The following is a 26,696-nucleotide window of genomic DNA, read 5'->3' as shown; positions in this document are numbered from 1 at the left end:
GGGTTTGTGATGCGGCCCGGTCGATGTGTGCCGGGCTCTGGGGGTGCCCCGTGTGGGGCCGATATCAGGGTGGCGGAGGCAGCAGCCCGCGCCGGGCCAGGCTGGCCATCAGCGCGCCGATGCCGAAGGTCCACGGCGGCAGCGCGTCGCTGGTGCCGACCCAGTTCACCAGGCCGCCGAGGCGCGGCGCGGAGATGCTGACGCGGTCGCCGAGGTGATGGGTAAAGCCGGCGCCGGGTGCGTCGCGGTCCTGCACCGGCGCGAACAGCGTGCCGCAGAACAGCATCATGCCGTCGGGATACTGGTGGTGCGCGCCCATCGCATGCGCCACCAGTTCCTGCGGCGAACGGCTGATCTGCGTCATCGCGCTGGCGCCATGCAGCACGAAGCCATCCTCGCCTTCGATGGTCAGGCCGATCTCGGTGCGCGCGATCTCGTCGATGCCGAAATGCGCATCGCACAGCCGGATCCACGGGCCGATGCCGCAGGACGCGTTGTTGTCCTTGGCCTTGCCCAGCAGCAGCGCGCTGCGGCCTTCGAAGTCGCGCAGGTTGACGTCGTTGCCCAGCGCCGCGCCGACGGTCTCGCCGCGCGGCGAGACTGCCAGCACCACCTCCGGCTCGGGGTTGTTCCAGGTCGAGGCCGGATGCAGGCCGACACCCACGCCGGTGCCCACCGATGACAGCGGAGCCGCCTTGGTGAAGATCTCGGCGTCCGGGCCGATGCCGACTTCCAGGTACTGCGACCACAACCCCTGCGCGACCAGCACATCCTTGATGCGCATGGCCTCGGGCGAGCCGGGGCGGATGGCGGCAAAGCCCGTCCCGACGATGGCGCCGACGCTCTCGCGCACCGCCGCGGCGCTGGCCGCGTCGCCGCGCGCGCGCTCCTCGATCACGCGCTCGACCAGGCTGGCGGCAAAGGTCACGCCGGCGGCCTTGACCACCTGCAGGTCGTTCGGCGCCAGCAGGTGGCGGTGTTCCGGGTCCGGCCCATGCGCGCAGGTCGCGTCGAGCCAGTCCTGCAGCGGCCCCAGCGAAGGCCCGGTGGCCTGCCGCACGCGCTCGGCGCAGTCAGGCAGCGCCAGCAGGCCGGCAATGGTTGGCGCGGTGGCCGTGATATCGAACAGTTCCGCGCCGCGCACCACCACCGTCACGGGGCCGCCATGCGGGCCGGGCAGCCATGCGCGTCCCACCAGCAAGGCGCGATCCGCGTCGCGCGGCAGGGTTTCCTCAACCGAGATGCGTCGTGTCATGTCACACCTTGACGTTGGCGTCCTTGACCACGCGCGCCCACTTGGCGCGCTCCGTGGCGATGAACTGCGCGAAGCGCGCCGCGCTGCCGCCGCCGTCCTCGGCACCGAAGCCGGCGAGCTTGCCCGCCACGTCGGGCAGCGCCAGCACCTTGTTCAGGTCCGCGTTCATGCGCTGGACCATGGGCGCGGGCAGCCCGGCGGGGCCGACCAGCCCGTACCAGGTGCCGGCATCGAAGCCGGGAAAGCCCGATTCGGCCAGCGTCGGCACATTGGGATAGCTGGCCGCGCGGCGCGGGCGCGTCTGCGCGATCGCCACCACCTTGCCGCCCTGGATCTGCGGCGTGGCGGAGGTCATGGTCTCGAAGCTGAAGTCGATCTGGCCGCCGATCAGGTCGGTCAGCATCGGCGCCGAGCCGCGATACGGCACGTGCAGCGCCTCCACGCCGGCACGCAGCTTGAACATCTCCAGCGCCAGGTGCTGCGCCGCGCCGGCGCCGGACGAGCCGAAGGTGATCTTGCCCGGCTGGCTGCGGCACAGCGCGACCACGTCGGCCACCGAGCGCGCGCGCCCGCCGGTGTGGCAGATCAGCAGGTTGGGCGTGACGCCGACCAGCATGACCGGCGTGAAGTCCTTCTCCACCGAGTAGCCCAGCTTCGGGTACAGGCTGGGCGCGATGGCATGGTTGCTGATGTTGGTCATCAGCAGCGTGGCGCCGTCCGGCGCCTGGCGCGCGGTGTACTCGGCGGCGACCACGCCGGCGGCGGCGGGCCGGTTCTCGACGATGACCGACACCCGCCACAGCGCCGACAGCTGCTGTGCGATCACGCGCGCCATCACGTCGGTGCCGCCGCCGGGCGGGAAGCCCACGATGATGCGGATCGGGCCGGTCGGCAGTGCCTGGGACCAGGCTGCCAGCGGCGTGGCCAAGGTGGCCGCGCCCGCGCACAGGAAGGTGCGACGTCGCATGTGTTGTCTCCTGATGTTGTTGTTCGGAATGTGCCGGTATTACAGCGAGGCCTCGAGCAGCGCGAGGTAGTCCTCGGCGCTGGCCTCGCGCGGGTTGGTCTTGTGGCAGTGGTCGGCCAGCGCGTAGTCGATGACGCGCGGGAACAGGGCCGCATCGACGCCCATCTCGCGCAGGCCCGCGGGCAGGCCCAGGCGCCGGTTCATGTGGGTGATGGCCGGAGCGACAGCATCCGCATCGGCCAGTCCCATCGCCTGCGCGATGCGGGCCAGCTTGTCGTCGGCGCGCATCGACGGCGCCTCGGCGTTGAAGCGGATCACCGCGGGCAGCAGCACGGCGTTCAGCGTGCCATGGTGCAGCGTCGGCATCAGCCCGCCGAGCGCATGGCTCAGGCTGTGCACGCAGCCCAGCCCCTTCTGGAATGCGAGCGCGCCCTGCATGGATGCGCTCATCATCGCCAGGCGCGCGGCACGGTCCTGCGGATCGCGGCGCGCGCGCTCGATATGCAGCCAGGCGCGGCGCAGGCCATCGAGCGCGATGCCGTCGGCGGGCGGATTGAAGGCCGGGGCCATGAAGGTTTCCAGGCAATGCGCGATGGCATCCATGCCGGTGGCCGCGGTCAGCATCGGCGGCAGGCCCAGCGTCAGCTCCGGGTCGCAGATCGCGACGCGGGGCACCAGGTAGGGCGACAGCACGCCGACCTTGCGGCCGTCGTCGAGGATCAGCACGGCGCCGCGGCCGACCTCGCTGCCGGTGCCGGCGGTGGTGGGGATTGCGATTACCGGCGCGGTGGCAGCCGTGATCCGCGCCACGCCGCCCTCGATCGCGGCGAACTGGCGCAGCGGGCCGTCGTGCGTGGCACAGACCGCCACTCCCTTGGCCAGGTCGATCGGCGAGCCGCCGCCCACCGCGATGATGCCGTCGCAACGATACTCGCCATAGAGGCGCATGGCCTCGCGCATGGCAGCCTCGGTCGGGTTGGACGGCGTGCCGTCGAAGATCACCGCCTCGCAGCCGGGCCGCAGTTGCTCCAGCACCCGCTGCACGATGCCGGCGGCCTTGACGCCGGCGTCGGTGACCACCAGCGGGCGCGTGATGCCGATACGCTCGCATTCCTGGGCCAGCAGCCCGATCGCGCCGAAGTCGATCTGGATCTGGGTGATGTAGTTGATCAGGGCCATCTTGTCTCCATGCTGTGTGGGGTGTGCCGGATGCCGCGGGATCTGCGGGGCAGGCCGGCTGCATTGGTGACGAAGTCTAGGAACAAGGCCCGCGGGTCACAACGTGGAATTACTTGAAGGCAGCCCAAGAAAAACTCACATCAGCGAACGCCTAGTTTTTCTTGAAGCGGCGCTGAGATTTTCTCGTTTTGCGGCGCGCGGCGCGGGCCCTAGACTGGCGCAGACCAGCCGGATTCCGGACCACTGCCCGCTGCCGGGCCTCCTACACACCAACGACAACCATGAGACAACCGATCCTGATCGAGCGCGACGCGCAGGTCGCCACCATCACGCTGAACAACCCGGACAAGCTCAATGCCATGGACCTGGCCATGTGGCAGGGCCTGACCGACGCCATCCAGGCCCTGTCGGCCGACGACACGCTGCGCTGCGTGGTGCTGCGCGGCGCCGGCGACAAGGCCTTCGCCGCCGGCGCCGACATCGCCGAGTTCGACACCATGCGCGCCAACGCCGCGCAGGCGCAGCAGTATGGCGAGATCACCAACGCCACCATGCGCGCCATCGCCGAATGCCGGCATCCGACCGTCGCGCTGATCCAGGGCGCCTGCGTCGGCGGCGGGCTGGAGATCGCGTCGATGTGCGACCTGCGCATCTGCGGCAAGTCGAGCCGCTTCGGCGTGCCGGTCAACCGGCTCGGGCTGGTGATGTCGTTTGGCGAACTGGGCGGGCTGGTGGCGCTGGCGGGGCCGGCGACCGCGCTCGAGATCGTCCTGGAAGGCCGCGTGTTCGAAGCCGACGAGGCCCTGCACAAGCGCCTGGTCAACCGCGTGGTGGCGGACGAGGCCGTGCCCGACGAGGCCTATGCGGCGGCACGGCGCATCGCCGCCGGCGCGCCGCTGGTGGCGCGCTGGCACAAGCAGTTCGTGCGCAGGCTGCTCGATCCCGCGCCGCTGCGCCCGGAAGAGCATGCCGAGTCCTATGCCTGCTTCGATACCGAGGATTTCCGTATCGGCCACCGCGCCTTTCTCGACAAGACCCGGCCGCAATTCGTGGGCCGTTGACAGCACCCTAGTTCCAGACACCGCGGCGCCGCCAAGCCAATGCGGCCGCCCCAACCACAGGTGGTATCCATGAATTTGCCGTTATCGAAAATCAAGGTCCTGGACGTCAGCCAGATCATGGCCGGTCCGTTCTGCTGCATGCTGCTGGGCGACATGGGCGCCGACGTCATCAAGGTCGAAGCGCCGGGTGCCGGCGACCAGACCCGCAAGTCGATGGGCTTCCGGCTCAAGGGCGATGACAGCGGCGGTTTCCTGGCGCTGAACCGCAACAAGCGCAGTGTCGAGATCGACCTGAAGAACCCGGCCGGCCTCGAGGCCTTCTATGAACTGGTGCGCGGCGCCGACGTGCTGGTGGAGAACAACCGTCCGGGCGTGGCCGCGCGCCTGAAGATCGACTATGCGGTGCTGCGCGAGATCAATCCGCGGCTGGTCTATGCCAGCATCTCCGGCTTTGGCCAGACCGGGCCGTGGTCGCGGCGCCCGGGGCTGGATCTGATCGCGCAGGCCATGTCGGGCGTGATGAGCGTGATGGGCCATCCGGACGCGCCGCCCGTCAAGGCCAGCGTGCCGATCGCCGACCTGGGCGCCGGGCTGTTTACCGCCTATGGCGTCCTCAGCGCGCTGATGGGGCGCGAGCATACCGGGCAGGGGCAATATGTGGATGCGTCGCTGTTCGAGACGGCGCTGGGGCTGTCGGTATGGGAGTCGGCCGAGTACTGGGGCACCGGCGACGTGCCGGTGCCGATCGGCAGCGCCAACCGCATGAGCGCGCCGTACCAGGCGGTGCGTGCGGCGGACCGGCACTTTGTGATCGGCGCGGCCAACCCCAAGCTGTGGGCCGCGCTGTGCGAGGTGATCGGGCGGCCTGACCTGCTTGCCGATCCGCGCTTTACCGACAACGCCGCCCGCATCCGCAACCGCGCCGCGCTGATTCCTGAAATTGAGGCAGAATTCGCGCGCAAGCCGGCGGCGGAGTGGGTCGATGCGCTGCTGGCGGCTGGTGTGCCGGCGGCACCGATCTTCACCTACGACGAAGCGCTGGCCAGCGAACAGGCGGTGGCGCGGGACATGGTGCTGGAGATCGACCACCCGGTCGAAGGGCGGGTCAAGGCGCTGGGCTTCCCGGTCAAGCTGAGCGGCACGCCGCAGCAGGTGCGCTATCCGGCGCCGTTGCTGGGGCAGCATACCGAAGAGGTGCTGGGCGAGTTCGGCCTGGACGCAGCCACCGTCACGCGGCTGCGTGCGCAGGGGGCGTTCGGCGCGCCGGCCCGCACACAGGAACCGGAACGCGGCGCCGCCTGAGCGCGCCGCGTTCATCATCTATACCGATAAAAGACAGGAGACAACCATGACGATTTCACGTTCGCTGATGCGGCGCTGGGCGATGCCGGCGGCCGTAGTGCTGGGGATGCTGGGCGGCGCGGCCACGGCGAGTGCGGAAACCTACCCCAGCCGGCGCATCGAACTGATCGTGCCGTGGCAGGCAGGCGGCGGGGCCGATGTGGTGGCGCGCGCGCTGTCCACCGCGGCCGCAAAACACCTGCCGCAACCGATCGTCGTCATCAACAAGCCGGGCGCCAGCGGCTCGGTAGGCCTGGGCGAAGTGGTCAACGCGAAGCCGGACGGCTACAAGCTGGTGCTGTCGTCCAGCGAGCTGACCTTCCTGAACTATCTCGGGCTGGCCAAGTTTACCTACCAGGACCTGATCCCCATCGCACGCCTGAACGCGGACCCGGCCGCCGTGGCGGTAAGGGCCGATGCGCCGTGGACCTCGATCGAGCAGTTTGTCGCCGATGCGCGCAAGCCGGACGCCAATATCCGCGTGGGTAACGCAGGGCAGGGCTCCGCTTGGCATATGGCAGCCGCCGCGCTGGCCGACAAGACCGGCGCGAAGTTCAACCATATCCCGTATGCCGGCGGCGCTCCCGCCACGCTCGCGCTGCTGGGCGGGCATATCGATGCGGTCACGGTCAGTACGGCGGAGGTCTTCACGCATGTCGCCGCGGGCAAGCTCAAGGTGCTGGCGGTGATGGCCGACAAGCGGGTCAGCGGCTTCGACAACGTGCCAACGCTGAAGGAACGCAAGATCGACCTGTCGATGGGAATCTGGCGCGGCATCTCGGCGCCGAAGGGCACGCCGCCCGAGGTGATCGCGGTCCTGAAGACGGCGATCGCGAAATCGGTGCAGGAGCCGGTGATGCGCCAGACGCTGGAGAAGCTGCACTTCAGCACCGATACCTATGCCGATGACGTGACGCTGCAGGCCGCCATGGTGAAGGAGTCGGCGCAGTTCAAGCAACTGGCCAGCCGCATCAGCGTCAAGGAGTAGGTCCATGCGCGATGACACACCCGCGGAAGGCGCGGCGTCCGTCGGGCCCTTTATCGATGCGCACCAGCATTTCTGGGACCTGGCGAGAAACCCCTACCCCTGGCTTCAGGACGAAACGGTGCCGAACTTCCGCTATGGCGATTACTCGGCGCTGCGCCGGAATTACCTTCCGGAGGACCTTGCACGCGATACGGAAGGCTGCGCGCCGGTGAAGACCGTGCATGTCGAAGCCGAATGGGCGCGCGCCAATCCGGTCGACGAGACCGCATGGCTGACGCAGCTCGCCGCGCGGACGGGGCGGCCCACGGCGATCGTCGGCCATGCGCAGCTTGACCGGGGCGATGTCGGGGAAGTGCTGGCGGGCCATGCCGGCTACGCGATGATGCGCGGCATCCGCAACAAGCCGGTGACCGCGGCGCGGCGCGAAGACGCACGGCGCGGCGTGGCGGGCTCGATGGACGACGAACGCTGGCGGCAAGGCTACGCCTTGCTGGCCCGCCATGGCATGTCCTTCGACCTGCAGGCGCCGTGGTGGAACCTGGACCAGGCGGTTGCGCTGGCGCGGGATTTTCCGGCCACGCAACTGATCCTGAACCATACCGGGCTGCCCGCCGACCGCAGCGAGGCCGGCCTGGCCGGGTGGCGCGCCGCGCTGGCCGCCCTGGCCGCGCAACCCAATGTCGCCGTGAAGATCTCTGGCCTGGGATTACCGGGCAAGCCGTGGACGCAGGCCGACAACGTGCCGGTCATCCGCGACGCCATCGCCATCTTCGGCACGGAGCGCTGCATGTTCGCCAGCAACTACCCGGTGGACAGCCTGGTGGCCAGCTACGGCACCATCGTGGCGGGCTTCCGCGCCGCCATCGCCGTCTATCCGCCCGAACAGCAGCGCGCGCTGTGGCACGACAACGCGGCGCGCTTCTATCGCCTGTAGCAACGCATCGACAACGATCCGCCACCCACCCGGCTCGCGCCGGGGCGGGGCGGACGGCTTCGCCCCAAGACTTGAAAGGAACCCATGATGAAGAACGGATTGCAACCCGGCGCCGCCTGCGCGCGCACGCTGACGGTCGACCGCCAGCGCACCATCGATTTTCTCGGCGAAAGCCTGCGCATCTACGCCACGCCCGAGCTGGTGCGCGATATCGAACAGACCTGCCTCGATTTCCTGCAAGGCTTTCTCGATGACGGCGAGAGCTCGGTGGGCGCGGAAGTGTCGGTGCAACACACCGGGGCCACCCCCCTGGGCGGCGAGGTGCGCATCCACGCCGAGATCACGGCCATCGATGGCCGCAGTGTCACCTTCAGCGTGACTGCCGACGATGCGGCGGAGCGGGTTTGCAGCGGCACGCATCGGCGCTTCGTGGTCGATGTCGAGCGCTTGCGCGCACGCGTGCAGAAGAAGGCGGCATCGATGCCCGCCGCGGTCTGAAGCCGCGCAGCGGGACGCGCCCCGCAAGCCGCCCTCAGACGGGGGCCGGCTGCCGCTGGTCCGCCGACACTTCCGCGCGGATCCAGTCAGTGAAGCAGCGGATGCGGCGATCCTCCAGCCGCTCCTTCGGAAACACCACGAAGTAAGAGAATTCGACCGGCAGCCGGATCGATTCGAACAGCCGCACCAGCCGGCCTTCGGCCAGGTCCTGCTCGATCCAGTTCTTCTTGACCAGCGCCACGCCCAGGCCATTGAGCGCGGCGTTGATGACCAGGTGGCTCGGCCAGAACGACGGCCCGCGGCTGGCATCGACATCGGTCACGCCGGCATGCTCCAGCCACATCGCCCAGTCGGGGTTGCTTACGTCCGTATAGGTGCTGTCGTCGTGCAGCAGCGTATGGTGCTTCAGGTCGGACGGCGTTTCGAGCGGCTCCGGACCTTGCAGCAGCGCCGGGCTGCACACGGGAATGACTTCCACCGCCATGCACAGCTCGCAGTGCAGGCCGGGATAATCGCCGCGGCCATAGCGGATCGCCATGTCGAAATCGTCGCGCTCGAAGTCGATGCGATGGTTCGAGGTCGACACCTTCAGGTCGATATCCGGATTCGCCTTCATGAAGCGGTCCATGCGCGGGATCAGCCATTTGACCGCGAAGGTGGGCGGCATGTTGACCTTCAGCGCCGGGCGGTCCTTGCTGTGCAGGCGGTGGGTGGCATCGGCGAGCTGCTTGAAGGCCAGCTGCACGCTGGGCAGGTAGGCGTTGCCGGCCGGTGTCAGCACCAGGGCCTTGGCCTCGCGGATAAACAGCTGCACGCCAAGGCTTTCTTCCAGGGCCTTGATCTGGTGGCTGACCGCCGACGGCGTGACGAACAGTTCCTCCGCGGCGCGCGTGAAGCTCAGATGCCGGGCAGCCACTTCGAACGCCCTGAGCGGGTTGAGTGGGGGGATCTGTCTCGACATATGGGTGATACGAAATCCTGTAGACGCCTTGCCGACGTGGGGGAGAGGGCACCGGCAAGCCGCTGCACGATAGCATTCGTGCCACTGCATGGGAATAGGGCCGTCGTCATGTAGTGCCCGCGCCGGGCCCAATTTCTTTGCTTTGTCCTTAACCGTTGCCATAATGTCGAAAAATGTGAAATCCGGGGCACAAAGAAGCGTGCAGCGCCGGGTTGCGGGGTCGGAATATCTGGAACGTCATGGCATTCAAGCAATCCATCCAGTTGGCAGCCACGGTGGCTGCCACGCCGCGCGGCCGGCTGGCCGTGCGCATTGCGGGCGGCGTGGCGGCGGCGCTGGCGGTGTTCGGGCTGGCGGGGTATTTCGGCGGGCCGCCGCTGATCAAGTACCTGGTCGAAAAGAACGCGACCGAGGCGCTCGGGCGCAAGGTCACGCTGGGGCAGGCCCATGTGCGGCCGTTCGAGCTGGCGGCCACGCTGACCGACCTGACCATCTACGAGCGCGATGGCAAGACGCCGGCGCTGACACTGGGCGAGGCGCAGGCCAATACCTCGCTGGCCTCGGTCTGGCACCTGGCGCCGGTGGTGGACAACCTGCATGTCGATCGCCTGGCAGTGCACGTGGTGCGCGGCGCCGACGGCCGCATGAGCTTTGCCGATGTGCAGGAGAAGTTCGCGGCGCTGCCACCCAAGCCTGCCGATGCCAGGCCGGCGCGCTTCTCGGTGAACAACATCGCGGTGACCGGCAGCAGCCTGCGCTATGACGACAAGCTGCTCGATACCTCCCTGCGCGTCGACAACCTGACGCTGACGCTGCCGTTCCTGTCCAACCTGCCGCACGACGTCGAGATCGTGACCCGGCCCACGCTGAGCGCGCAGGTCAACGGCACGCCGCTGGCGTTGGACGGCGAGGTGCTGCCGTTCGCCGATTCACGCCAGACCCGGCTCAACATCAATCTCGACGGGCTGGAGGTGGCGCGGATGATGGCGTTCGCGCCACCGTTGCGCGATGCCGAGGTCAAGTCCGGCAAGCTCGATACGCGGCTGACGGTGGCGTTCCGCCAGCAGCAGGACACGCAGGAGATGGTGGTGCTGGGCACCGCCGCGCTGCGCGATGCCGACGTGCGCACGCGCGCCGGCCAGCCGCTCGTCCGCAGCGGCAAGCTGGCGGTCGATATCGCCAGGCTGGAGCCGTTGGCGCATCGCGCGCAACTGCGCAGCGTCGAGATCGAAGGGCTGGCGCTGGAGGCGGCACGGCGCGCGGATGGCTCGCTGAACCTGGCCACGGCATTCCTGCCGCAGGCGGTGAGCCGGTCCACCGATGGCGTGGCGCCGGCACCGGCGCCGGCCTCGGCCCCCGTCGCCGCCTCGGCTGCTCCGGCAGCCCCGGCGACGGCCGCGGCCAAGGAAGTGCCGTGGCGCTATGCGGTCGATCGCATCGTCGTCAGGCAGGCCCGGGTCGGATTCGAAGATGCGCTGGCGCCATCGGGCCCGGGCAAGCTCGCGCTCGGGCCGCTCGATGCCGAGGTCAAGGGCTTTGCCGGCACCGACGGTGACAAGCCGGTGCGTGTCGAGGCCACGCTGACCGTGGCCGAGGGCCAGACCCTGCACCATACCGGCGACCTGCTGCTGCGCGACGGCTCGATGGCCGGCACGCTGGAAACCACCGGCTTGCGGCCGCAGGGGTTTGCCGCCTGGTGGCCGCGCGAGCTGCGCAGCCAGTTCGGCACCACCGCGGTCAATGCGGAACTGCATTACCGCATGGTGTGGGGCACACCGCAGTTCCAGTTCGTGCTGGAGAAATCGCGGCTGGAACTGGCGCCGCTGTACGTCGCCACGCGCGACCCGGTGGTGATGCCGGCGACCGCCGCATCGCGCGCTAGCGCAGCCGATGCGCATGCCGCGGACAAAACACAGGGCACCGGCCGCCGCACGCGCGATCGCACCGCCGCCCGCGGCAGTGACCGGGATGGCGCCGCGCTGCCGCTGCTGCAGGCGCAGAAGCTGGTACTGGACGATATCCAGTTCGACCTCGCCAAACAGACCTTTGCCACCAGCCAGGTGACGCTGGCGCAGCCGCAGATCGCCGCCACGCGTGACCATCGCGGCGAGCTGCTCGAGATGGCGCGGCTGTGGGCGAGCGAATCCGCGCAGCAGGCGCGCGCCGCGCCACGGCGCACGGCCAGCGGCAATGGTGCCAACGGCGCCGCTGCCAGTGGCGGCTGGAAGGCCAATATCGGCAAGGTCGTGGTCGAAGGCGGCAGCGCCCGTCTCGCGGACTACCAGCCGGCGCAGGCCAACCGCGGCCGCCCGGTGATCCACCAGTTCCGCAATATCGGCCTGAGCACCGGCGCCGTGGCCTGGCCGCTGACGCCGGCGGCGGTGCTGGTCAAGCTGCATGCCGAAGCCGGCCGCCGTGGCGTGATCGGCATCGATGGCACGGTGTTGCCAGCGCTGCCGGCCAGCCGGCTGCAGCTGGACCTGCGCCAGGTCGACGTGAGCCCGCTGCAGCCTTACCTGGCTGACCGCTTCAACGCCGCGCTGCGCAGCGGCACGCTCACGGTCAAGGGCAGGCTCAATGTCGATGCGCCGGCCGGCAAGCCGCTCGCCGCGCATTTCAACGGCAATGTGCAGACCGGCAACGTGCGCACGGTGGACCGCGTCAGCGGCGACGACTTCCTGCGCTGGCGCTCGCTGGCGGTGTCGGGCATCGACTTTGCGATGGACGAGAGCAAGGGGCCGATGCGCGTCACCCTGGGCAATATCGCGCTGTCGGACTTCTACGCCCGCGTGATCCTGAACGCCAACGGCCGCCTGAACCTGCAGGACGTGCTGGCCGGCGGCGCGGAGAAAGGCGAGGCCGCGCCGTCCACCAGCCTGACTCAAGCCAACCCGGCCTCGGCGCCGGCCGCGCCGCCGGTGCAGGCCAGCGACACGCGCACTGCGCAGGTCGAGCAGAAGCCGGGCGGGCCCAAGCCGCAGATCCGCATCGGCGGGGTCTCGGTCGACAAGGGCAATATCAATTTCTCGGACTTCTTCGTCAAGCCCAACTACACCGCCAACCTGACCGGCATGAAGGGCTCGGTGTCCAGGGTGTCGTCGGGCGATCCCACCCCGGCCGACCTGGTGCTGGATGGCCGCATCGACGACGACGCGCCGGTCAATATCAGCGGCAAGCTCAATCCGCTGGGCGAGCAGCTGTTCCTCGACATTGCCGCCAAGGCCGCGGGCGTCGAGCTGACCCGGCTCACGCCGTATGCCGCCAAGTACGCCGGCTACCCCATCACCAAGGGCAAGCTGACGGTGGACGTGGCCTACAAGATCGAGAACGGCAGGCTCGATGCGCGCAACCACCTGTTCCTCGACCAGCTCACCTTCGGCGAGCGCGTCGACAGCCCCGATGCGACCAAGCTGCCGGTGCTGCTGGCGGTGTCGCTGCTCAAGGATCGCAATGGCGTGATCGATGTGAACCTGCCGGTGTCGGGCTCGCTGTCGGATCCGGAGTTCAGCATCGGCGGCGTGATCGTGCGCGTGATCGTCAACCTGCTGACCAAGGCGATCACCTCGCCGTTCTCGCTGATCGCCTCGGCCTTCGGCGGCAGCGGCGAAGAACTGGGCTATGTCGAGTTCGCGCCCGGCACCGCCACGCTGACCGCGGCGGCGAAGGACAAGATCGCCAAGCTGGGCCAGGCGCTCAATGACCGGCCCTCGCTGCGGCTGGAAATCAGCGGCCGCATCGATCCCGCCACCGATGAGGCCGGCGCGCGCCGCGCCTGGCTGGATGCGCGCGTGGCCGAGCAGAAGCGGCGCGACCTGCGCGACAACGCGCAGGCCGGTGCCGCAGCGGGCGACGACGAGGCCGGCGAGCAGGGCGCCGAGGTCAAGGTGTCGAAGGCCGAGTACCCGAAGTACCTGGAGCAGGTCTACAAGCGCACCTCGATGAAGAAGCCGCGCAACTTCGTCGGCTTTGCCAAGACCCTGCCGCCCGAGGAGATGGAGAAGCTGCTGATGGCCAACGCCACTGTGACCGACGCCGACCTCAAGCGCCTGGCCGAGCAGCGTGCGCTGGTGGTCAAGCAGTCGCTCGAACGCGAAGGCAAGGTGCCCGAGAGCCGGCTGTTCCTGACCGCGCCCAAGCTCAGCGCCGAAGGCATCAAGGACAAGGGCACGCCCAACCGCGTGGACTTTTCCATCCGCGGATAGCGCGGGTGGAGGCGCCGCACCGCGCGGCGCCGCCACGGCCCCGACCTGGAAAACCGGTATGATTCGGCCCGGACAATCCGTTCCATCGCCGAATCAGGAGTGAATTTTGCAGCAGGAGCCAATGGAAGCCGCCGTCGCCTACAAGACGTGGGTGTGCGTGATCTGCGGCTGGGTGTACGACGAAGAGCAGGGCTGGCCGGAAGACGGCATCGCCCCCGGCACGCGCTGGGAGGACATTCCCGATGACTGGCGCTGCCCGGAATGCGACGTCGGCAAGGGCGAATTCGCGATGATCGAGCTGTAACGCTGCAGGCACTTCTGGCGCAGTTTTGTCAACCAAGTGATTCAGGCGATACGTGGCCTTCAGCCGTGCCTGCGCGACGCGTGCCGGCAAAGCCCCGCCCGCTGCCGCTGCACCTCGCACCGCCGATACCGCATCCGGTACGGATGACTGCAGCGCCACAGCGCGCGCCACACGGTGATGCACAACAACGCCACCATGATGGCTGCAAGCAGGCCGACCGACATGGCGGTCCTCCTCCACTACGCGTGGACCGGATTCCGGCGGGAGTCAGATCAGCAGCGGTAATGCCTCCAGCACCAGCACCGCGACCAGTGCGCCGATCAGCGCGCCCATGGTGCGGCAACTGATGCGCAGGAACTTGGCGGTCACCGGGATCGAGCCCATGGCGATCACGCCTACCAGCGCCATCGGAATCAGGAATACAAGATCATGCGCGGTGAAGTGCATGGCGGTCTCCTGTCTCTCTCTTTTGTGATTCCAGTATAGGCAGTGTGTGCGGTATGGACGGTGTGCGCATCGGGATTGTCCCCGATACGGCGCTTGTGCCGGCGCGCGCGCGTATCGGCGGCCGCACTTGCCCGGACCCGGCCGTTGCGCGACGTACGCATTGCGAGCCTTTTTTCGGCTTGCCGCCCCCGAAGCGGGAAACGCGTGTCCTATGCTGAGCAGAGACGCGGGGCGTGTTTCCCCTTTCGTGCGATGCCCCGCCGACGAGAGAGACGGAGGTGGCTATGGAACTTCACATGCAATCGCACCACTACGTGCGACGACTGCCGGACTGGACCGCGGCAGCGGTGTCGGGGCTGGCGGCGGGCGCGTTGCTGCTGGTGCTGGAACTGTTCTGGTCGTCGATGGTGTCGGGCGTCAACCCGTGGGTGGCCACGCGCATGATCGCGGCGATCGTGATGGGGCCGGAGGTGCTGCAGACCTCGCTGTTCAGCGTCGGCACGGTGGCCGCGGCACTGGTGATCCACTTCGTGCTGGGCGCGGTGCTCGGCATGATCCTCGCGGCGATCCTGGCGCCGTTCACGCTCGACTCCAGCCTGGGCCTGGCCATGCTGGCGGGCGCCGTGTTCGGGGTGCTGGTCTACGTCTTCAACTTCTACGTAATGACGCGGGCGTTCCCGTGGTTTGTCGAGGTGCGCGGCTGGCATACCTTCGTCGGCCACCTGATCTTCGGCATCGCGGCGGCGGCGTGCTACTGGAAACTGGAAAGCAAGGACGTCTCGCACTGAGCTGGCGCCGGCTGTACACGCGCGGGCAAAACAGCGCTGCGGCGGCGGGGACTACGGGTTCCCGCCGCCGCTTTTTCCTTGTGCGGCGCACTTGTGCAGTGCGACACCAATGCTCCGGCGTGTCGCCTTGCAGTGACCTGACGACATGCACTAGTCTTATCTCTACCTGCGTGACTTGCGCATCCCTCGCCGCGTGCGAGGAGGAGGGTGGATATGGCGATGGCCATCGCACTCGTCGTCATGGTTGCCGCTTCGGTGCTCTTCCATTTCCTGAGCCCGTGGTGGGCAACGCCGCTGGCGTCCAACTGGAAACAGATGGACGACACGCTGACCATTACGCTCGTCATCACCGGCATCTTCTTTATCGGCATCAACCTGTTCGTCGGCTACGTCGTCTGGCGCTTCCGCCATGATGCGCCGCATCCCAACGGCGGCAGCGGTCACCGCGCGTCCTACCACCCCGAGAACGGCAGGCTGGAACTGTGGCTGATCGGCGGCACCACGCTGGGCGTGATCTTGCTGCTGGCGCCGGGCCTGTTCGTCTACGCCGACTACGTGCGCCCGCCGCGCGAGGCGATGGTGATGGAGGTGGTCGGGCAGCAGTGGTCCTGGGCCTTCCGCTTTCCCGGCAGGAGCGGGCAGCTGGGCGCGTCCGATGCGCGCTTCGTCACCGGCGCGAATCCGCTCGGGCTGGACCCGGACGATCCGCGCGGGCTCGACAACATCGTCATCGTCGGCCCGGAGGTGCACCTGCCGCTGAACCAGCCGGTCAAGGTGCTGCTGCGTTCCAAGGACGTGCTGCATGACTTCTACGTGCCGCCGTTCCGCGCGCGCATGAACATGGTGCCGGGCATGGTGACGTCATTCTGGTTCACGCCGACGCAGGCGGGACGCTTTGACATCCTGTGCGCGCAGTTGTGCGGCGTGGGGCATTACAACATGCGCGGCACCGTGGTGGTGGAAGAGCCGGCCGCGTTCGAGGCGTGGCTGGCGAAGCAGCAGACCTTTGCCATGACGCTGGCGAAGGCCGCGGCGCCGCCTGCGGCGATGGCCGCGGCAGCGCCCGGTGCCGCGGGTGCGGCCGGCACCATCGAGAAGGGCCGCGCGCTGGCGCAGAGCAAGGGCTGCGTCGGCTGCCACAGCATCGACGGCAATCCCGGCGTGGGCCCGACCTGGAAGGGCCTGTACGGCAAGACCGAGAGCTTTGCCGACGGCAGCAGCGCCAAGGTGGACGATGCCTTCCTGCACAAGGAGATCGCCGACCCGCATGCGCGGCTGGTCAAGGGCTACGGGCCGGTGATGCCGAAGGTGCCGATCAGCGACGACGAGGTCGCGGCGCTGACCGCGTATATCAAGTCCGTTGGCAGCGGTGCGGCGGACGCCGGCATGGTGGCGCCGGTGGCGCCGACCGACGTGCCCGCCGGAGCGGCCGCCACCACCAGCGCCGCGACCACGGCGGCCGCCGGTTCGGCAGCGCCCGCGGCCACGGCCGGCGCCGCGTCAGGCAGCTATACGACTTCGACGGCCGTCGCGGTGCCGCCCACGGCCGCGCCCGCGCCGCCGCGCCAGTAAGGAGACCTGCATGGCCTATGCCGATGACGCCGCCCATCACGCGCCGCAGAGCTTCTGGACGCGCTATGTCTGGAGCCAGGACCACAAGGTCATCGCCGTGCAATACACCATCGTGGCGATCGTGGTGGGCCTGGTGGGCGTGGCGCTGTCTAACCTGATGCGCATGCAGCTGGGCTTCCCCGGCCGCTTCGAGTTCATCGACGCCAACCGCTACTACCAGTTCGTCACCATGCACGGCATGATCATGGTGATCTACCTGCTGACCGCGCTGTTCCTGGGCGGTTTCGGCAACTACCTGATCCCGCTGATGGTGGGGGCGCGCGACATGGTGTTCCCGTTCCTCAACATGCTCAGCTTCTGGGTCTACCTGCTGTCGGTGATCGTGCTGCTGGCCAGTTTCTTCGTGCCCGGCGGACCCACCGGCGCGGGCTGGACGCTATACCCGCCGCAGGCCATCCTGCCCGGCACCCCAGGGCACGACTGGGGCATCATCCTGATGCTGGTGTCGCTGGCGATCTTCATCGTCGCCGCCACGATGGGCGGGCTGAACTACGTCACCACGGTGCTGCAGGCGCGCACCGAGGGCATGACGCTGCTGCGCATGCCGCTGTCGGTGTGGGGCATCTTCATGGCCACCATCCTGGCGCTGCTGGCGTTTCCGGCGCTGTTCGTGTCGGCGGTGATGATGCTGCTCGACAAGACCATGGGCACCAGCTTCTTCATGCCGGCGATGGTGTCGATGGGGCAGCAACTGCAGTACAAGGGCGGCAGCCCGCTGCTGTTCCAGCACCTGTTCTGGTTCTTCGGCCATCCCGAGGTCTATATCGTCGCACTGCCGGCGTTCGGCATCGTCTCGGACCTGATCAGCGTGCATTCGCGCAAGAGCATCTTCGGCTACCGCACCATGGTCTGGGCGATCCTGGCGATCGGCGTGCTGTCGGTGGTGGTGTGGGCGCACCATATGTTCGTCAGCGGCATGAACCCGTACTTCGGCTTCTTCTTCGCCACCACCACCCTGATCATCGCGATCCCGACCGCGATCAAGGTCTACAACTGGGTCATCACGCTATGGCGCGGCGATATCCACTTCACCGTGCCGATGCTGTTCGCCATCGCCTTCATCAGCACCTTCATCATCGGCGGGCTGACCGGGCTGTTCCTGGGCAACGTCAGCGTCGACATCCCGCTGTCGAATACCTACTTCGTGGTGGCGCATTTCCACATGGTGATGGGCGTGTCGCCGATCCTGGTGGTGTTCGGCGGGCTCTACCACTGGTATCCCAAGGTGACCGGGCGGATGCTGGACGACAGCATGGGCCGCATCCACTTCTGGGTCACCTTCGTCGGCACCTATGCCATCTTCTTCCCGATGCACTACCTCGGCGTGCTGGGCATGCCGCGGCGCTACTACGCCTACGAGAACTACGCCTTTATCCCGGAATCGGCGCACGTGATGAACATGTATATCTCGGTGGCGGCGTTCGTTGTCGCCACGGCGCAGCTGATCTTTGTCTTCAACCTGTTCTGGAGCCTGCGGCACGGGCGCAAGGCCGACGGCAACCCGTGGCGCGCAGCCTCGCTGGAGTGGCAGACGCCGCAGACCCCGCCCGCGCACGGCAACTGGGGCCCGCACCTGCCGGTGGTGTACCGCTGGGCCTATGCCTACAGCGTGCCGGGCGCGCGCGACGACTTTATCGCGCAGAACGCGCCGCCCGAGCAGGGCGGTGCCGAGCCTGAGCCGCACGCCAGCCGTGGAGCCGTAGCATGAACGCCGACGCCGTCTACAAGGTCAGCCGCGACGACTTCGGCGGCAACCCCTCGGGCGAGAACGCCGCCAACCGCCATCCGCAGCGCCGTGCGCCGGCCAGTATCGGCCTGTGGGTATTCATGGGCGTGGTCACGTCGCTGTTCGCGCTGTTCCTGACCGCCTACGCGCTGCGCATGGACAGCCCTGACTGGCACCGCATCGCGCTGCCGTGGCAGGTATGGCTGTCGACCGCGCTGCTGGCCGCGGGCAGCGTGGCGATGGCGGTGGCCTCGCGCGCGGCGGGCCGGGGCGAGATGGCCGCGGCACGGCGCGCGTTGCGCCTGGGCGGGCTGGGGGCGGCCGCTTTTGTCGCGTCGCAGCTGTGGGCCTGGCAGGCGCTGGGCGCGATGCAGGTGATGCCGGCTGGCAATCCGGCCGGCAGCTTCTTCTACCTGCTGACGGCGATGCACGGGCTGCACGTGCTGGGCGGCCTGGCGGGCTGGGGCTTCGCCATGACGGCACGCGGCAGCGGCGAGGCCGCGGTGCTGCGCCTGCGGCTGTGCGCGCGCTACTGGCATTTCCTGCTGGCGGTGTGGGCGGTGCTGCTGGCGGCGCTGGGATGGCTCACGCCCGAACTGGTGCGCTACATCTGCGGCACGGCCTAGCGCCGGCGGCAAGGAGGACCGGCATGTCCACGCAACTGTCTTCACCATCGGCCGCCCCCGCGGCGCCCGCGCCACCGGTCAGCGGCGTGCGCGGCATGCTGGCCGACTGGTCGTCGGACCAGCAGGCCTTCAAGGTGTCGTGGGGCAAGGCGATGATGTGGATCTTCCTGCTGTCCGACACCTTCGTCTTCAGCTGCTTCCTGACCGGCTACATGACCGTGCGCATGTCGACCACGGTGCCGTGGCCCAACCCGAGCGAGGTGTTCGCGCTGCATGTGGGCGGCGCCGACATCCCGCTGCTGCTGATCGCGATCATGACCTTCGTGCTGATCACCAGCAGCGGCACCATGGCGATGGCGGTCAACTTCGCCTACCGGCGCGCACGGCGCGAATGCGCGACGCTGATGTTCGTCACCGCGGCGTTCGGCGCGCTGTTCGTCGGCATGCAGGCGTTCGAATGGACCAAGCTGATCGTCGACGAGGGCGTGCGGCCCTGGGGCAACCCGATGGGGGCGGCGCAGTTCGGCTCGACCTTCTTCATGATCACGGGCTTCCACGGCCTGCACGTGTCGTGCGGCGTGATCTACCTGCTGGTGGTGGCCATGCGCGTGCTGCGCGGGCGCTACGAGGCCACCGGCAACTACCAGATCGTCGAGATTGCCGGCCTGTACTGGCACTTCGTCGACCTGGTGTGGGTGTTTATCTTTGCGCTGTTCTATCTCTGGTGAGGGTGGCCATGGCATCGAACCCTGCAACCCCCGCGGCGCCGGCAACGCCCCCGCATGCCACTGGCGCGGACGCCGCGCACCACGGCCAGCAGCATCCGATCGGGCTGTACCTGAAGATCTGGCTGCTGCTGTTCGTGCTGTCCGCGCTGTCCTACATGGTCGATTACTTCCATGTCAGCGGCTACCTGCGCTGGACCCTGATCCTGCTGTTCATGAGCCTGAAGGCGGGGCTGATCGTGGCGGTGTTCATGCACATGGCATGGGAGCGCATGGCGCTGATCTGCGCCATCCTGATCCCGCCGCTATGCCTGCTGGTGCTGGTCTGGCTGATGGCGGAAGAAGCGAATCATACGTTCCTGACGCGCGGCATCTTCTTCCGCTGACGGGGAGGCGCCGCCGGGCCCGGGAGGGCGCCGGCGGCAGGCCGCCTTGCTCAGACCTGGGTGATGAACTTCGTCACCAGGTAACCGTCGAAGGTCTCCAGGCCGCCTTCGCTGCCGATGCCCGAATCCTTGATGCCGCCGAACGGAGTTTCGGCCAGCGCCATGCCGAAGTGGTTGATGTTGACCATGCCGGCCTCCAGGCCGTTGGATACCTCGGTCGCGGTCTTCAGCGAGTTGGTGAACACGTAGGACGCCAGGCCGAAGGGCAGGCTGTTGGCGCGACGCAGTACCTCGGCGGTGTCCTTGAAGCGCGTCACCGGCGCCACCGGGCCGAAGGGTTCGTCGGTCATCAGGCGCGCGTCATCGGGCAGGTCGGTGACCACGGTCGGCGCGAAGAAGTAGCCCTTGTCGCCCAGGCGCGAGCCGCCCGCCACCACCTTGCCGCCGCGCTGGCTGGCATCGTCCAGGAACTGCTCCATCGACAGGACCCGGCGCTCGTGCGCCAGCGGGCCCATCTGGGTGCCGTCTTCCAGGCCGTTGCCAACCTTGATCGAGCCGATCACCTCGGTGAAGCGCGCCAGGAAGCGTTCATAGGCCTTCTCCTGGACGTAGAAGCGCGTGGGCGACACGCATACCTGGCCGGCATTGCGCAGCTTGAAGCGCGCCAGCATCTCGGCGGCCGGGTCGATGTCGGCATCGTCGAACACCAGCACCGGCGAATGCCCGCCCAGCTCCATGGTCACGCGCTTCATGTGCGCGCCGGCCAGCGCCGCCAGCTGCTTGCCCACCGGCACCGAGCCGGTGAACGAGATCTTGCGCACGATCGGCGATTCGATCAGGTAGGTCGAGACCTCGGCGGGCACGCCCCAGACGATGTTGAGCACGCCCGGCGGCAGGCCGGCGTCGTGGAACAGCTGCGCCAGCGCCACCACCGCGCTGGGCGAGTCCTCGGGTCCCTTCAGGATCAGCGTGCAGCCCGCGCCCACCGCGGCGACGATCTTGCGGATGGCCTGGTTGAAGGGGAAGTTCCACGGCGTGAACGCGGCGCAGACGCCGATCGGCTCGCGCACCACCAGCTGGCGCACATTGGGCTGGCGCGGCGGGATCACGCGACCGTAGATGCGGCGGCATTCCTCGGCGTGCCAGTCGGCGTGCTCGGCGCAGACCATGATCTCGCCGACCGCCTCGGCCAGCGGCTTGCCCTGGTCCAGCGTGATATTGCGGCCGATGTCGCGGGCGCGCTCGCGCGCGAGTTCGCCGACGCGGCGCAGGATCTTGCCGCGCTCCAGCGGCGAGGTCTTCTTCCAGCTTTCGAAGGCGCGCTGCGCGGCGGCCAGGGCGCGGTCCAGGTCGGCGCGCGTGGCGTGCGGCAGCTGGCCCAGCACTTCCTGCGTGGCCGGGTTGATGACCTCCTGCTCGCGCCGGTCGCCTCCCTTGATGAATTCCCCGTCGATATAGAGGGCGAGATCCTGGTACATGCGTGTTCTCCTGGTGGGCGGTGAAAGCGCAAGCTTAACCCGGCCGCCGCGTTCATGCAGCGCGCCGGGTGCTGGCCCAGCAGGAATGTGCGGGAATGGCCCCGCCGGGGGAGCGTCGGGCTCAGGCGGTGTCGCGCGTCCTTGCCACCGCCATGGCATCGGCGCCGCTGCGGGTGGCCTCGACCACCAGGATCACCAGCAGCGTAATCAGCGTCAGCCCGAACACCGCATAGCCGATGCTGTCGCCCTCGATCGCAAACAGACTGGGCGCGTAGGTCGGGCTGGTGCAGATCATGGTGCCGGCCGACATGCCGGTGTAGTGCATGCCGCAGACTGCCACCCCCATCACCACGGCCGCCGCCAGCTGCTTGCCGCCGGTCTTCACCGTGATCGCCAGCCACAGTGCCACCACCGACACCACCACGGCGATCACCACCGACAGCCCGATGATGGCGAGATCCCAGTCGAAGCGGGTGTTGGAGCGGATCGCGGCCATGCCGGTGTAGTGCATCGCCACCACGCCCAGCCCGGTCAGCACGCCGCCCTGGACCACATTGGCGCTGCGGCTGCCGCGCGGGCGCGACGCGAGCGCCAGGCCGGCCCCGGCCAGCACCATCACCACCAGCAGCGAGGCCAGCGTGGTGAACAGCCCGAACTCGCGGTGGGTCGGGGTCTGGTAGGCCACCATGCCGATGAAATGCATCGACCAGACCGCGCCGCCGCCCAGCGCCACGCTGGCGCACAGCAGCCGGTCGACGTCCAGGCGCCCGTCGGGCAGGCGCACCCGGCGCGACCAGCGCAGGCCGACATAGGCGCCGCACACCGAGATCAGGAACGACAGGCCCACCATCGGCCAGTCATAGGCAAACGGCACCAGGGCGCCGGCAACAGGCTCGAATCCGACAAACATGACCCCACCTCCTTGTTTTGACTGCGGCGGAAGGCGCTCGCATGCCGGATCCATCCGGATAAGCCCGGATAACCACCCGTCCGGCAGCCGGCCCGGGACGCGCTGGTCCCAGCCGGAGTATGCGTCGCCGGCCATCGGCCGGAAATAACTCATTCAGGTAAAAAGGCGGGCGAGGGCGGAGGGCTTGCGCGTCTGCGCAGACTTGTATGCGCCCCGGGGGCAGGAATAGACTGGCCGGATTTCCGCCTCGCGACGCCCCATGAAGCCCGATGCCAGACTGACCACCGGCCCGATCGGCCGGACCTTGCTGCTGTTCTCGCTGCCGGTGCTCGGCAGCAACATCCTGCAGTCGCTTAACGCGTCGATCAATTCGGTCTGGGTCGGGCGCTTCCTGGGCGAGGCCGCGCTGACCGCCACCTCCAACGCCAACATCATCCTGTTCTTCCTGCTGGGCGTGGTGTTCGGCATCAGCATGGCCAACACCATCATGGTCGGCCAGGCCGTCGGCGCGCGCGACATCGACGAGGCGCGGCGCGTGGTCGGCACCAGCACCACCTTCTTCGTCGCGCTGTCGGTGCTGGCGTCGGCGCTTGGCTACTTCTACACCCCCGACATCCTCGCGGCGATGCGTACCCCGCCCGATGCCGCGCCGCTGGCGGTGGCCTACCTGCGCATCATCTTCCTGGCGCTGCCGTTCATGTACTTCTACAACTTCGTGATGATGACGCTGCGCGGCGCCGGCGATTCGCGCACGCCGTTCTGGTTCATGCTGCTGTCGGTGGTGCTGGACGTCGCGCTCAACCCGGTGCTGATCTTCGGCGTGGGCCCGATCCCCGCCATGGGTATCGCCGGCTCGGCGCTGGCCACGCTGATCGCCCAGCTGGCGAGCCTGGCGGCGATGATGGCGCTGTTGTACCGGCGCCGGCATTTCCTGCTGCTGCACCGTGGCCAGCTGGCGCTGCTGCTGCCGGACCCGGCGATCCTGCGCGCGCTGGTGGTCAGGGGCCTGCCGATGGGGCTGCAGATGGTGGTGATCTCGTCGTCCGCGATCGTGATGATGGCGCTGGTCAACGCCTATGGCTCGCAGACCACCGCCGCCTACGGCGTGGCGTCGCAGCTGTGGACCTATGTGCAGATGCCCGCGCTGGCGGTGGGCGCGAGCGTATCGTCGATGGTGGCGCAGAACGTCGGCGCCGGGCTGTGGCAGCGCGTGGCGCGCATCACGCGCATGGGGCTGCTGTTCAACGTGGCGATGACAGGGGCGCTGGTGGCGCTGATCTACCTGTTCAACCGCCATTCGCTGGGCCTGTTCCTCGGCACCGATGGCGTCGCCATCGGCATCGCGCAGCATATCAACGTGGTGGTGCTGTGGTCGTTCATCCTGTTCGGCTTCACCATCGTCATCTTCGGCACGGTGCGCGCCACCGGCGCGGTGATGGCGCCGCTGGTGATCCTGTTCCTGTCGATGTGGGTGATCCGGCTGCCGTTCGCCTGGGCGCTGGGCCCGCGCCTCGGCGCCGACGCGATCTGGTGGAGCTTTCCGCTCGGCTCGGTGGTGTCGCTGGGGCTGGCGATTAGCTACTACCGCTACGGCAACTGGCGCGGCAGCCAGATCCTGCCCGTCGCGCCGCATCCGGCGGAGGCCGTGGGGCAGGCGCCCGATACCAGCATGGGCACACCGTGCGAAGACGCCGGCGAGGTCGTCGAGCCGGCCGGCGCCGCAACACCTGCGACCGAAGCCGCGCGCTGATGGCATCGAACGTCCCCGCGCAGAAGGCCTGGCATTGAAAGCCTTTCGAAAGACCGATGTGTCATCGTGTCATTGCTGGCTCTCCCTCCCAGCATACGCGCGGGCTGCCCGGCACGGCAGCGATGCGCGTCTTCGCGGCCGCGCCTTGCCTTGATGCAAGTGCGCGCGCCGTCTTGTTGGCCTGACGTTCCTGTCCGATTTCCCTCCTTTGTCTGATTGGAAAAATACATCACGTTGTGATGTATTTGCTCGCGCCATGCGACTGGATTTGCCTTGTTTTAAGGGGTCATTGGTAAATACCCCTAAAACAGGACAAATGAAAGGCACCTGAAAGATCACGTCTCTAAGGTTCGGGTCAACCGTCGGGGAGCATGTCTTCGCGCACCTGAGCCGGTGCGTCCCCGGCACGGCATTTCGTGAACTTTGAGGAGAATCGTTTTGCGCATACGCAGCCAAAAGGACTTTGCCTCCGGCCTGATGTTCATTCTGGTCGGGCTGGGCTTTTCCTGGGTCGCTCGCGGCTATTCCATGGGGACGGCCGCCAAGATGGGACCCGGATACTTTCCATTCCTGCTGGGCCTGGTGCTCGCGGTGCTGGGGGCGGTGGTGCTGCTGGCCTCGCTGTCGCCCAAGGGCGAGCAGGACCACCTGGCCCGCTGGGACCTGAAGACGTTGCTGTGGATCCTCGGCTCGGTGGTGTTGTTCGGCCTGCTGCTCAAGCCGCTGGGCATGGTGCTGTCGGTGTTCGTGCTGGTGCTGGTGTCGTCGATGGCCAGCCACGAGTTCAGCTGGAAGGGGGCGCTGCTCAACGCGGTGGTGCTGGTGCTGATCAGCCTGGGCGCCTTCGTGTACGGCATCAACCTGCAGATGCCGGTGTGGCCGGCCTTCATCACCGGTTAAGGAGCGCCGCATCATGGAATTGTTTGAACATCTCGCGCTGGGTTTCTCCACCGCGCTGTCGCTGCAGAACCTGGCCTACGCCTTCCTGGGCTGCGTGCTGGGCACGCTGATCGGCGTGCTGCCGGGCCTGGGGCCGCTGGCCACCATCGCCATGCTGCTGCCGATCACCTACACGCTGCCGCCGGTGGCCGCGCTGATCATGCTGGCCGGCATCTACTACGGCGCGCAGTACGGCGGCTCGACCACCGCCATCCTGGTGAACCTGCCGGGCGAATCGTCGTCGGTGGTGACCACCATCGACGGCTACCAGATGGCAAGACGAGGAAGGGCAGGGGTGGCGCTGGCCACCGCGGGCCTGGGCTCGTTCTTCGCCGGCTGCGTGGCCACGCTGATCCTGGCCGCGTTCGCCACGCCGCTGTCGGAGATCGCCTTCAAGTTCGGTCCGGCCGAGTATTTCTCGCTGATGGTGCTGGGCCTGATCGGCGCCGTGGTGCTGGCTTCCGGCTCGCTGCCCAAGGCGATCGCGATGATCGTGCTGGGCCTGCTGCTGGGGCTGATCGGCACCGACGTCAACTCGGGCGCCGCGCGCTTCTCGTTCGATGTGCCGGAGCTGACCGACGGCATCGACTTCGTCGCACTGGCGATGGGCATGTTCGGCTTTGCCGAGATCATCGCCAACCTGGAGCAGAAGGAAGCCCGCGAGACCTTCACCAACAAGGTCACCAACCTGTTCCCGACCAGGGAGGACTTCAAGCGCATGATCCCAGCCGTGCTGCGCGGCACCGCGCTGGGCTCGGCGCTGGGCATCCTGCCGGGCGGCGGTGCCTCGCTGGCTTCGTTCGCGGCGTACTCGCTGGAGAAGAAGACTTCCAAGAACGCGCATGAGTTCGGCAAGGGCGCGATCGAGGGCGTGGCCGGTCCGGAATCGGCCAACAACGCCGCGGCGCAGACCTCGTTCATCCCGCTGCTGACGCTGGGCATTCCGCCCAATGCGGTGATGGCGCTGATGGTGGGGGCGATGACCATCCACAACATCCAGCCCGGCCCGCAGGTGATGACCAGCAACCCGTCGCTGTTCTGGGGCCTGATCGCCTCGATGTGGATCGGTAACCTGATGCTGATCATCCTGAACCTGCCGATGATCGGCATCTGGGTGAAGCTGCTGACCGTGCCGTACCGCTTCCTGTACCCGGCGATCCTGGTGTTCTGCGGCATCGGCGTGTACTCGGTCAACAACCAGACCTTCGACGTGTTCATGGCCGCGGGCTTCGGCGTGATCGGCTACCTGTTCCTGAAGCTGAAGTGCGAACCGGCACCGCTGCTGCTCGGTTTCGTGCTGGGTCCGATGATGGAAGAAAACTTCCGCCGCACGCTGCTGCTGTCGCGTGGTGACTTCAGTGTGTTCGTGACCCGGCCGCTGTCGGTGGGCCTGCTGATCGCGGCCGCCGCGCTGGTGGCAGTGGTGGCGTTGCCGTCGATCAAGGCCAAGCGCGAGGAAGCGTTCCAGGAAGACTAGCGCCAGCGAGCGCCCCGGAATGGCCCCGGCCCCGCAAGCGGCCGGCGCCAGCAACGCAAGCTTTCGGGGTGCCTTCGCGCACCCCGTTTTCTTTCGCGGGCGCGCCGTGCGCCGCGCGTTCA

The 26,696-nt window shown here is 68.0% G+C and carries 24 protein-coding genes; 16 read left to right on the top strand and 8 right to left on the bottom strand.

Annotation, left to right across the window (positions count from 1 at the left end; translation table 11 throughout):
* Nucleotides 1–64 precede the first annotated feature (64 nt).
* Genes MKD38_RS04225 through gbd form a run of 3 tightly spaced genes read right to left on the bottom strand, consistent with a single transcriptional unit; the run spans nucleotide 65 to nucleotide 3,401 of the window.
* Nucleotides 65–1,255, bottom strand: a complete 1,191-nt coding sequence (locus tag MKD38_RS04225) for a fumarylacetoacetate hydrolase family protein (protein WP_252674803.1) — start codon at nucleotides 1,253–1,255, stop codon at nucleotides 65–67.
* Between the two features lies 1 nt (nucleotide 1,256).
* Complete coding sequence (locus MKD38_RS04220) at nucleotides 1,257–2,222, bottom strand: Bug family tripartite tricarboxylate transporter substrate binding protein (RefSeq protein WP_252674802.1); 966 nt, start codon at nucleotides 2,220–2,222, stop codon at nucleotides 1,257–1,259.
* A 39-nt stretch (nucleotides 2,223–2,261) separates the two neighbouring features.
* Nucleotides 2,262–3,401 carry a 4-hydroxybutyrate dehydrogenase gene (gene gbd / locus MKD38_RS04215; protein WP_252674801.1) on the bottom strand — a complete coding sequence of 380 codons (1,140 nt, stop codon included), beginning with the start codon at nucleotides 3,399–3,401 and terminating at the stop codon, nucleotides 2,262–2,264.
* A 281-nt stretch (nucleotides 3,402–3,682) separates the two neighbouring features.
* Here gbd and MKD38_RS04210 point away from each other — a divergent pair, with 281 nt between their 5' ends.
* The 5 genes from MKD38_RS04210 to MKD38_RS04190 all read left to right on the top strand — a co-directional run bounded on the left by MKD38_RS04210 (nucleotide 3,683) and on the right by MKD38_RS04190 (nucleotide 8,223).
* On the top strand, nucleotides 3,683–4,462 hold the full coding sequence (locus MKD38_RS04210; RefSeq protein ID WP_252674800.1) for an enoyl-CoA hydratase-related protein: 780 nt from the start codon (nucleotides 3,683–3,685) through the stop codon (nucleotides 4,460–4,462).
* 69 nt (nucleotides 4,463–4,531) lie between these two features.
* Complete coding sequence (locus MKD38_RS04205; RefSeq protein WP_252674799.1) at nucleotides 4,532–5,764, top strand: CaiB/BaiF CoA transferase family protein; 1,233 nt, start codon at nucleotides 4,532–4,534, stop codon at nucleotides 5,762–5,764.
* A 46-nt stretch (nucleotides 5,765–5,810) separates the two neighbouring features.
* The gene (locus MKD38_RS04200; RefSeq protein WP_252674798.1) at nucleotides 5,811–6,791 is read left to right on the top strand and encodes a Bug family tripartite tricarboxylate transporter substrate binding protein; all 981 of its coding nucleotides are present in this window, start codon (nucleotides 5,811–5,813) and stop codon (nucleotides 6,789–6,791) included.
* A gap of 4 nt (nucleotides 6,792–6,795) precedes the next feature.
* Nucleotides 6,796–7,725: an amidohydrolase family protein gene (locus MKD38_RS04195; protein WP_252674797.1), complete on the top strand. Its 930-nt coding sequence runs from the start codon at nucleotides 6,796–6,798 to the stop codon at nucleotides 7,723–7,725.
* 87 nt (nucleotides 7,726–7,812) lie between these two features.
* Entirely contained in the window at nucleotides 7,813–8,223 is a 411-nt protein-coding gene (locus MKD38_RS04190; protein ID WP_252674796.1) for a thioesterase family protein, read from the top strand.
* A gap of 34 nt (nucleotides 8,224–8,257) precedes the next feature.
* On the opposite strand, the gene MKD38_RS04185 is transcribed toward MKD38_RS04190, so the two are convergent.
* Nucleotides 8,258–9,184: a transcriptional regulator GcvA gene (locus tag MKD38_RS04185; RefSeq protein WP_252674795.1), complete on the bottom strand. Its 927-nt coding sequence runs from the start codon at nucleotides 9,182–9,184 to the stop codon at nucleotides 8,258–8,260.
* A 239-nt stretch (nucleotides 9,185–9,423) separates the two neighbouring features.
* Between MKD38_RS04185 and MKD38_RS04180 the strand changes: the two genes are divergently transcribed.
* Both MKD38_RS04180 and MKD38_RS04175 read left to right on the top strand, forming a co-directional pair.
* Nucleotides 9,424–13,386 carry a DUF748 domain-containing protein gene (locus tag MKD38_RS04180; protein WP_252674794.1) on the top strand — a complete coding sequence of 1,321 codons (3,963 nt, stop codon included), beginning with the start codon at nucleotides 9,424–9,426 and terminating at the stop codon, nucleotides 13,384–13,386.
* 106 nt (nucleotides 13,387–13,492) lie between these two features.
* Nucleotides 13,493–13,690: a rubredoxin gene (locus MKD38_RS04175; protein ID WP_018008339.1), complete on the top strand. Its 198-nt coding sequence runs from the start codon at nucleotides 13,493–13,495 to the stop codon at nucleotides 13,688–13,690.
* A gap of 59 nt (nucleotides 13,691–13,749) precedes the next feature.
* Here MKD38_RS04175 and MKD38_RS04170 read toward each other — a convergent pair whose 3' ends face one another.
* Entirely contained in the window at nucleotides 13,750–13,914 is a 165-nt protein-coding gene (locus MKD38_RS04170) for a hypothetical protein (RefSeq protein ID WP_252674793.1), read from the bottom strand.
* 43 nt (nucleotides 13,915–13,957) lie between these two features.
* Complete coding sequence (locus MKD38_RS04165) at nucleotides 13,958–14,137, bottom strand: hypothetical protein (RefSeq protein WP_041228702.1); 180 nt, start codon at nucleotides 14,135–14,137, stop codon at nucleotides 13,958–13,960.
* Between the two features lie 284 nt (nucleotides 14,138–14,421).
* Between MKD38_RS04165 and MKD38_RS04160 the strand changes: the two genes are divergently transcribed.
* The 6 genes from MKD38_RS04160 (at nucleotide 14,422) to MKD38_RS04135 (ending at nucleotide 20,020) form a co-directional block, all read left to right on the top strand.
* A complete protein-coding gene (locus MKD38_RS04160; protein WP_111516864.1) occupies nucleotides 14,422–14,925 on the top strand; it encodes a hypothetical protein in 504 nt (167 codons plus the stop codon).
* 213 nt (nucleotides 14,926–15,138) lie between these two features.
* Nucleotides 15,139–16,497 (top strand): cytochrome c oxidase subunit II, encoded by a 1,359-nt coding sequence (locus MKD38_RS04155; protein WP_252674792.1) that lies wholly within the window; start codon nucleotides 15,139–15,141, stop codon nucleotides 16,495–16,497.
* A 10-nt stretch (nucleotides 16,498–16,507) separates the two neighbouring features.
* Nucleotides 16,508–18,265 carry a cytochrome c oxidase subunit I gene (gene ctaD / locus MKD38_RS04150; protein ID WP_252674791.1) on the top strand — a complete coding sequence of 586 codons (1,758 nt, stop codon included), beginning with the start codon at nucleotides 16,508–16,510 and terminating at the stop codon, nucleotides 18,263–18,265.
* Entirely contained in the window at nucleotides 18,262–18,909 is a 648-nt protein-coding gene (locus tag MKD38_RS04145; protein WP_092310872.1) for a cytochrome c oxidase subunit 3 family protein, read from the top strand. Before ctaD ends, MKD38_RS04145 begins: the two co-directional genes overlap by 4 nt.
* A gap of 23 nt (nucleotides 18,910–18,932) precedes the next feature.
* Nucleotides 18,933–19,637, top strand: a complete 705-nt coding sequence (locus MKD38_RS04140; protein ID WP_252674790.1) for a heme-copper oxidase subunit III family protein — start codon at nucleotides 18,933–18,935, stop codon at nucleotides 19,635–19,637.
* A gap of 8 nt (nucleotides 19,638–19,645) precedes the next feature.
* Nucleotides 19,646–20,020 (top strand): cytochrome C oxidase subunit IV family protein, encoded by a 375-nt coding sequence (locus MKD38_RS04135; protein WP_111516868.1) that lies wholly within the window; start codon nucleotides 19,646–19,648, stop codon nucleotides 20,018–20,020.
* 50 nt (nucleotides 20,021–20,070) lie between these two features.
* Here the strand turns inward: MKD38_RS04135 and MKD38_RS04130 are convergent, their stop codons facing one another.
* Both MKD38_RS04130 and MKD38_RS04125 read right to left on the bottom strand, forming a co-directional pair.
* A complete protein-coding gene (locus MKD38_RS04130; RefSeq protein ID WP_252674789.1) occupies nucleotides 20,071–21,498 on the bottom strand; it encodes an NAD-dependent succinate-semialdehyde dehydrogenase in 1,428 nt (475 codons plus the stop codon).
* 121 nt (nucleotides 21,499–21,619) lie between these two features.
* Nucleotides 21,620–22,408, bottom strand: coding sequence for an MHYT domain-containing protein (locus tag MKD38_RS04125; protein ID WP_252674788.1), 789 nt, complete (start codon nucleotides 22,406–22,408; stop codon nucleotides 21,620–21,622).
* A gap of 259 nt (nucleotides 22,409–22,667) precedes the next feature.
* Between MKD38_RS04125 and MKD38_RS04120 the strand changes: the two genes are divergently transcribed.
* The 3 genes from MKD38_RS04120 to MKD38_RS04110 all read left to right on the top strand — a co-directional run bounded on the left by MKD38_RS04120 (nucleotide 22,668) and on the right by MKD38_RS04110 (nucleotide 26,574).
* Nucleotides 22,668–24,158 (top strand): MATE family efflux transporter, encoded by a 1,491-nt coding sequence (locus MKD38_RS04120; protein WP_252674787.1) that lies wholly within the window; start codon nucleotides 22,668–22,670, stop codon nucleotides 24,156–24,158.
* Between the two features lie 438 nt (nucleotides 24,159–24,596).
* Nucleotides 24,597–25,058 carry a tripartite tricarboxylate transporter TctB family protein gene (locus MKD38_RS04115; protein ID WP_115713725.1) on the top strand — a complete coding sequence of 154 codons (462 nt, stop codon included), beginning with the start codon at nucleotides 24,597–24,599 and terminating at the stop codon, nucleotides 25,056–25,058.
* A 13-nt stretch (nucleotides 25,059–25,071) separates the two neighbouring features.
* The gene (locus tag MKD38_RS04110; RefSeq protein WP_092310851.1) at nucleotides 25,072–26,574 is read left to right on the top strand and encodes a tripartite tricarboxylate transporter permease; all 1,503 of its coding nucleotides are present in this window, start codon (nucleotides 25,072–25,074) and stop codon (nucleotides 26,572–26,574) included.
* Nucleotides 26,575–26,696 lie beyond the last annotated feature (122 nt).

Origin of the sequence: Cupriavidus sp. WGlv3 (genome assembly GCF_023952475.1) — a bacterium.
Lineage (GTDB): Bacteria > Pseudomonadota > Gammaproteobacteria > Burkholderiales > Burkholderiaceae > Cupriavidus > Cupriavidus phytorum.
This window is presented reverse-complemented; position numbering and strand designations above follow the sequence as displayed.

Bases quoted from the DNA above. Each gene is read 5' to 3' on its own strand.
- MKD38_RS04220 (WP_252674802.1), bottom strand. From the start codon at position 2,222: ATGCGACGTCGCACCTTCCTGTGCGCGGGCGCGGCCACCTTGGCCACG.
- MKD38_RS04130 (WP_252674789.1), bottom strand. From the start codon at position 21,498: ATGTACCAGGATCTCGCCCTCTATATCGACGGGGAATTCATCAAGGGA.
- MKD38_RS04210 (WP_252674800.1), top strand. From the start codon at position 3,683: ATGAGACAACCGATCCTGATCGAGCGCGACGCGCAGGTCGCCACCATC.
- MKD38_RS04165 (WP_041228702.1), bottom strand. From the start codon at position 14,137: ATGCACTTCACCGCGCATGATCTTGTATTCCTGATTCCGATGGCGCTG.
- MKD38_RS04110 (WP_092310851.1), top strand. From the start codon at position 25,072: ATGGAATTGTTTGAACATCTCGCGCTGGGTTTCTCCACCGCGCTGTCG.
- MKD38_RS04120 (WP_252674787.1), top strand. From the start codon at position 22,668: ATGAAGCCCGATGCCAGACTGACCACCGGCCCGATCGGCCGGACCTTG.
- MKD38_RS04125 (WP_252674788.1), bottom strand. From the start codon at position 22,408: ATGTTTGTCGGATTCGAGCCTGTTGCCGGCGCCCTGGTGCCGTTTGCC.
- MKD38_RS04145 (WP_092310872.1), top strand. From the start codon at position 18,262: ATGAACGCCGACGCCGTCTACAAGGTCAGCCGCGACGACTTCGGCGGC.
- gbd (WP_252674801.1), bottom strand. From the start codon at position 3,401: ATGGCCCTGATCAACTACATCACCCAGATCCAGATCGACTTCGGCGCG.
- MKD38_RS04200 (WP_252674798.1), top strand. From the start codon at position 5,811: ATGACGATTTCACGTTCGCTGATGCGGCGCTGGGCGATGCCGGCGGCC.
- MKD38_RS04180 (WP_252674794.1), top strand. From the start codon at position 9,424: ATGGCATTCAAGCAATCCATCCAGTTGGCAGCCACGGTGGCTGCCACG.
- MKD38_RS04155 (WP_252674792.1), top strand. From the start codon at position 15,139: ATGGCGATGGCCATCGCACTCGTCGTCATGGTTGCCGCTTCGGTGCTC.
- MKD38_RS04225 (WP_252674803.1), bottom strand. From the start codon at position 1,255: ATGACACGACGCATCTCGGTTGAGGAAACCCTGCCGCGCGACGCGGAT.
- MKD38_RS04195 (WP_252674797.1), top strand. From the start codon at position 6,796: ATGCGCGATGACACACCCGCGGAAGGCGCGGCGTCCGTCGGGCCCTTT.
- MKD38_RS04140 (WP_252674790.1), top strand. From the start codon at position 18,933: ATGTCCACGCAACTGTCTTCACCATCGGCCGCCCCCGCGGCGCCCGCG.
- ctaD (WP_252674791.1), top strand. From the start codon at position 16,508: ATGGCCTATGCCGATGACGCCGCCCATCACGCGCCGCAGAGCTTCTGG.
- MKD38_RS04190 (WP_252674796.1), top strand. From the start codon at position 7,813: ATGAAGAACGGATTGCAACCCGGCGCCGCCTGCGCGCGCACGCTGACG.
- MKD38_RS04160 (WP_111516864.1), top strand. From the start codon at position 14,422: ATGGAACTTCACATGCAATCGCACCACTACGTGCGACGACTGCCGGAC.
- MKD38_RS04170 (WP_252674793.1), bottom strand. From the start codon at position 13,914: ATGTCGGTCGGCCTGCTTGCAGCCATCATGGTGGCGTTGTTGTGCATC.
- MKD38_RS04185 (WP_252674795.1), bottom strand. From the start codon at position 9,184: ATGTCGAGACAGATCCCCCCACTCAACCCGCTCAGGGCGTTCGAAGTG.
- MKD38_RS04135 (WP_111516868.1), top strand. From the start codon at position 19,646: ATGGCATCGAACCCTGCAACCCCCGCGGCGCCGGCAACGCCCCCGCAT.
- MKD38_RS04205 (WP_252674799.1), top strand. From the start codon at position 4,532: ATGAATTTGCCGTTATCGAAAATCAAGGTCCTGGACGTCAGCCAGATC.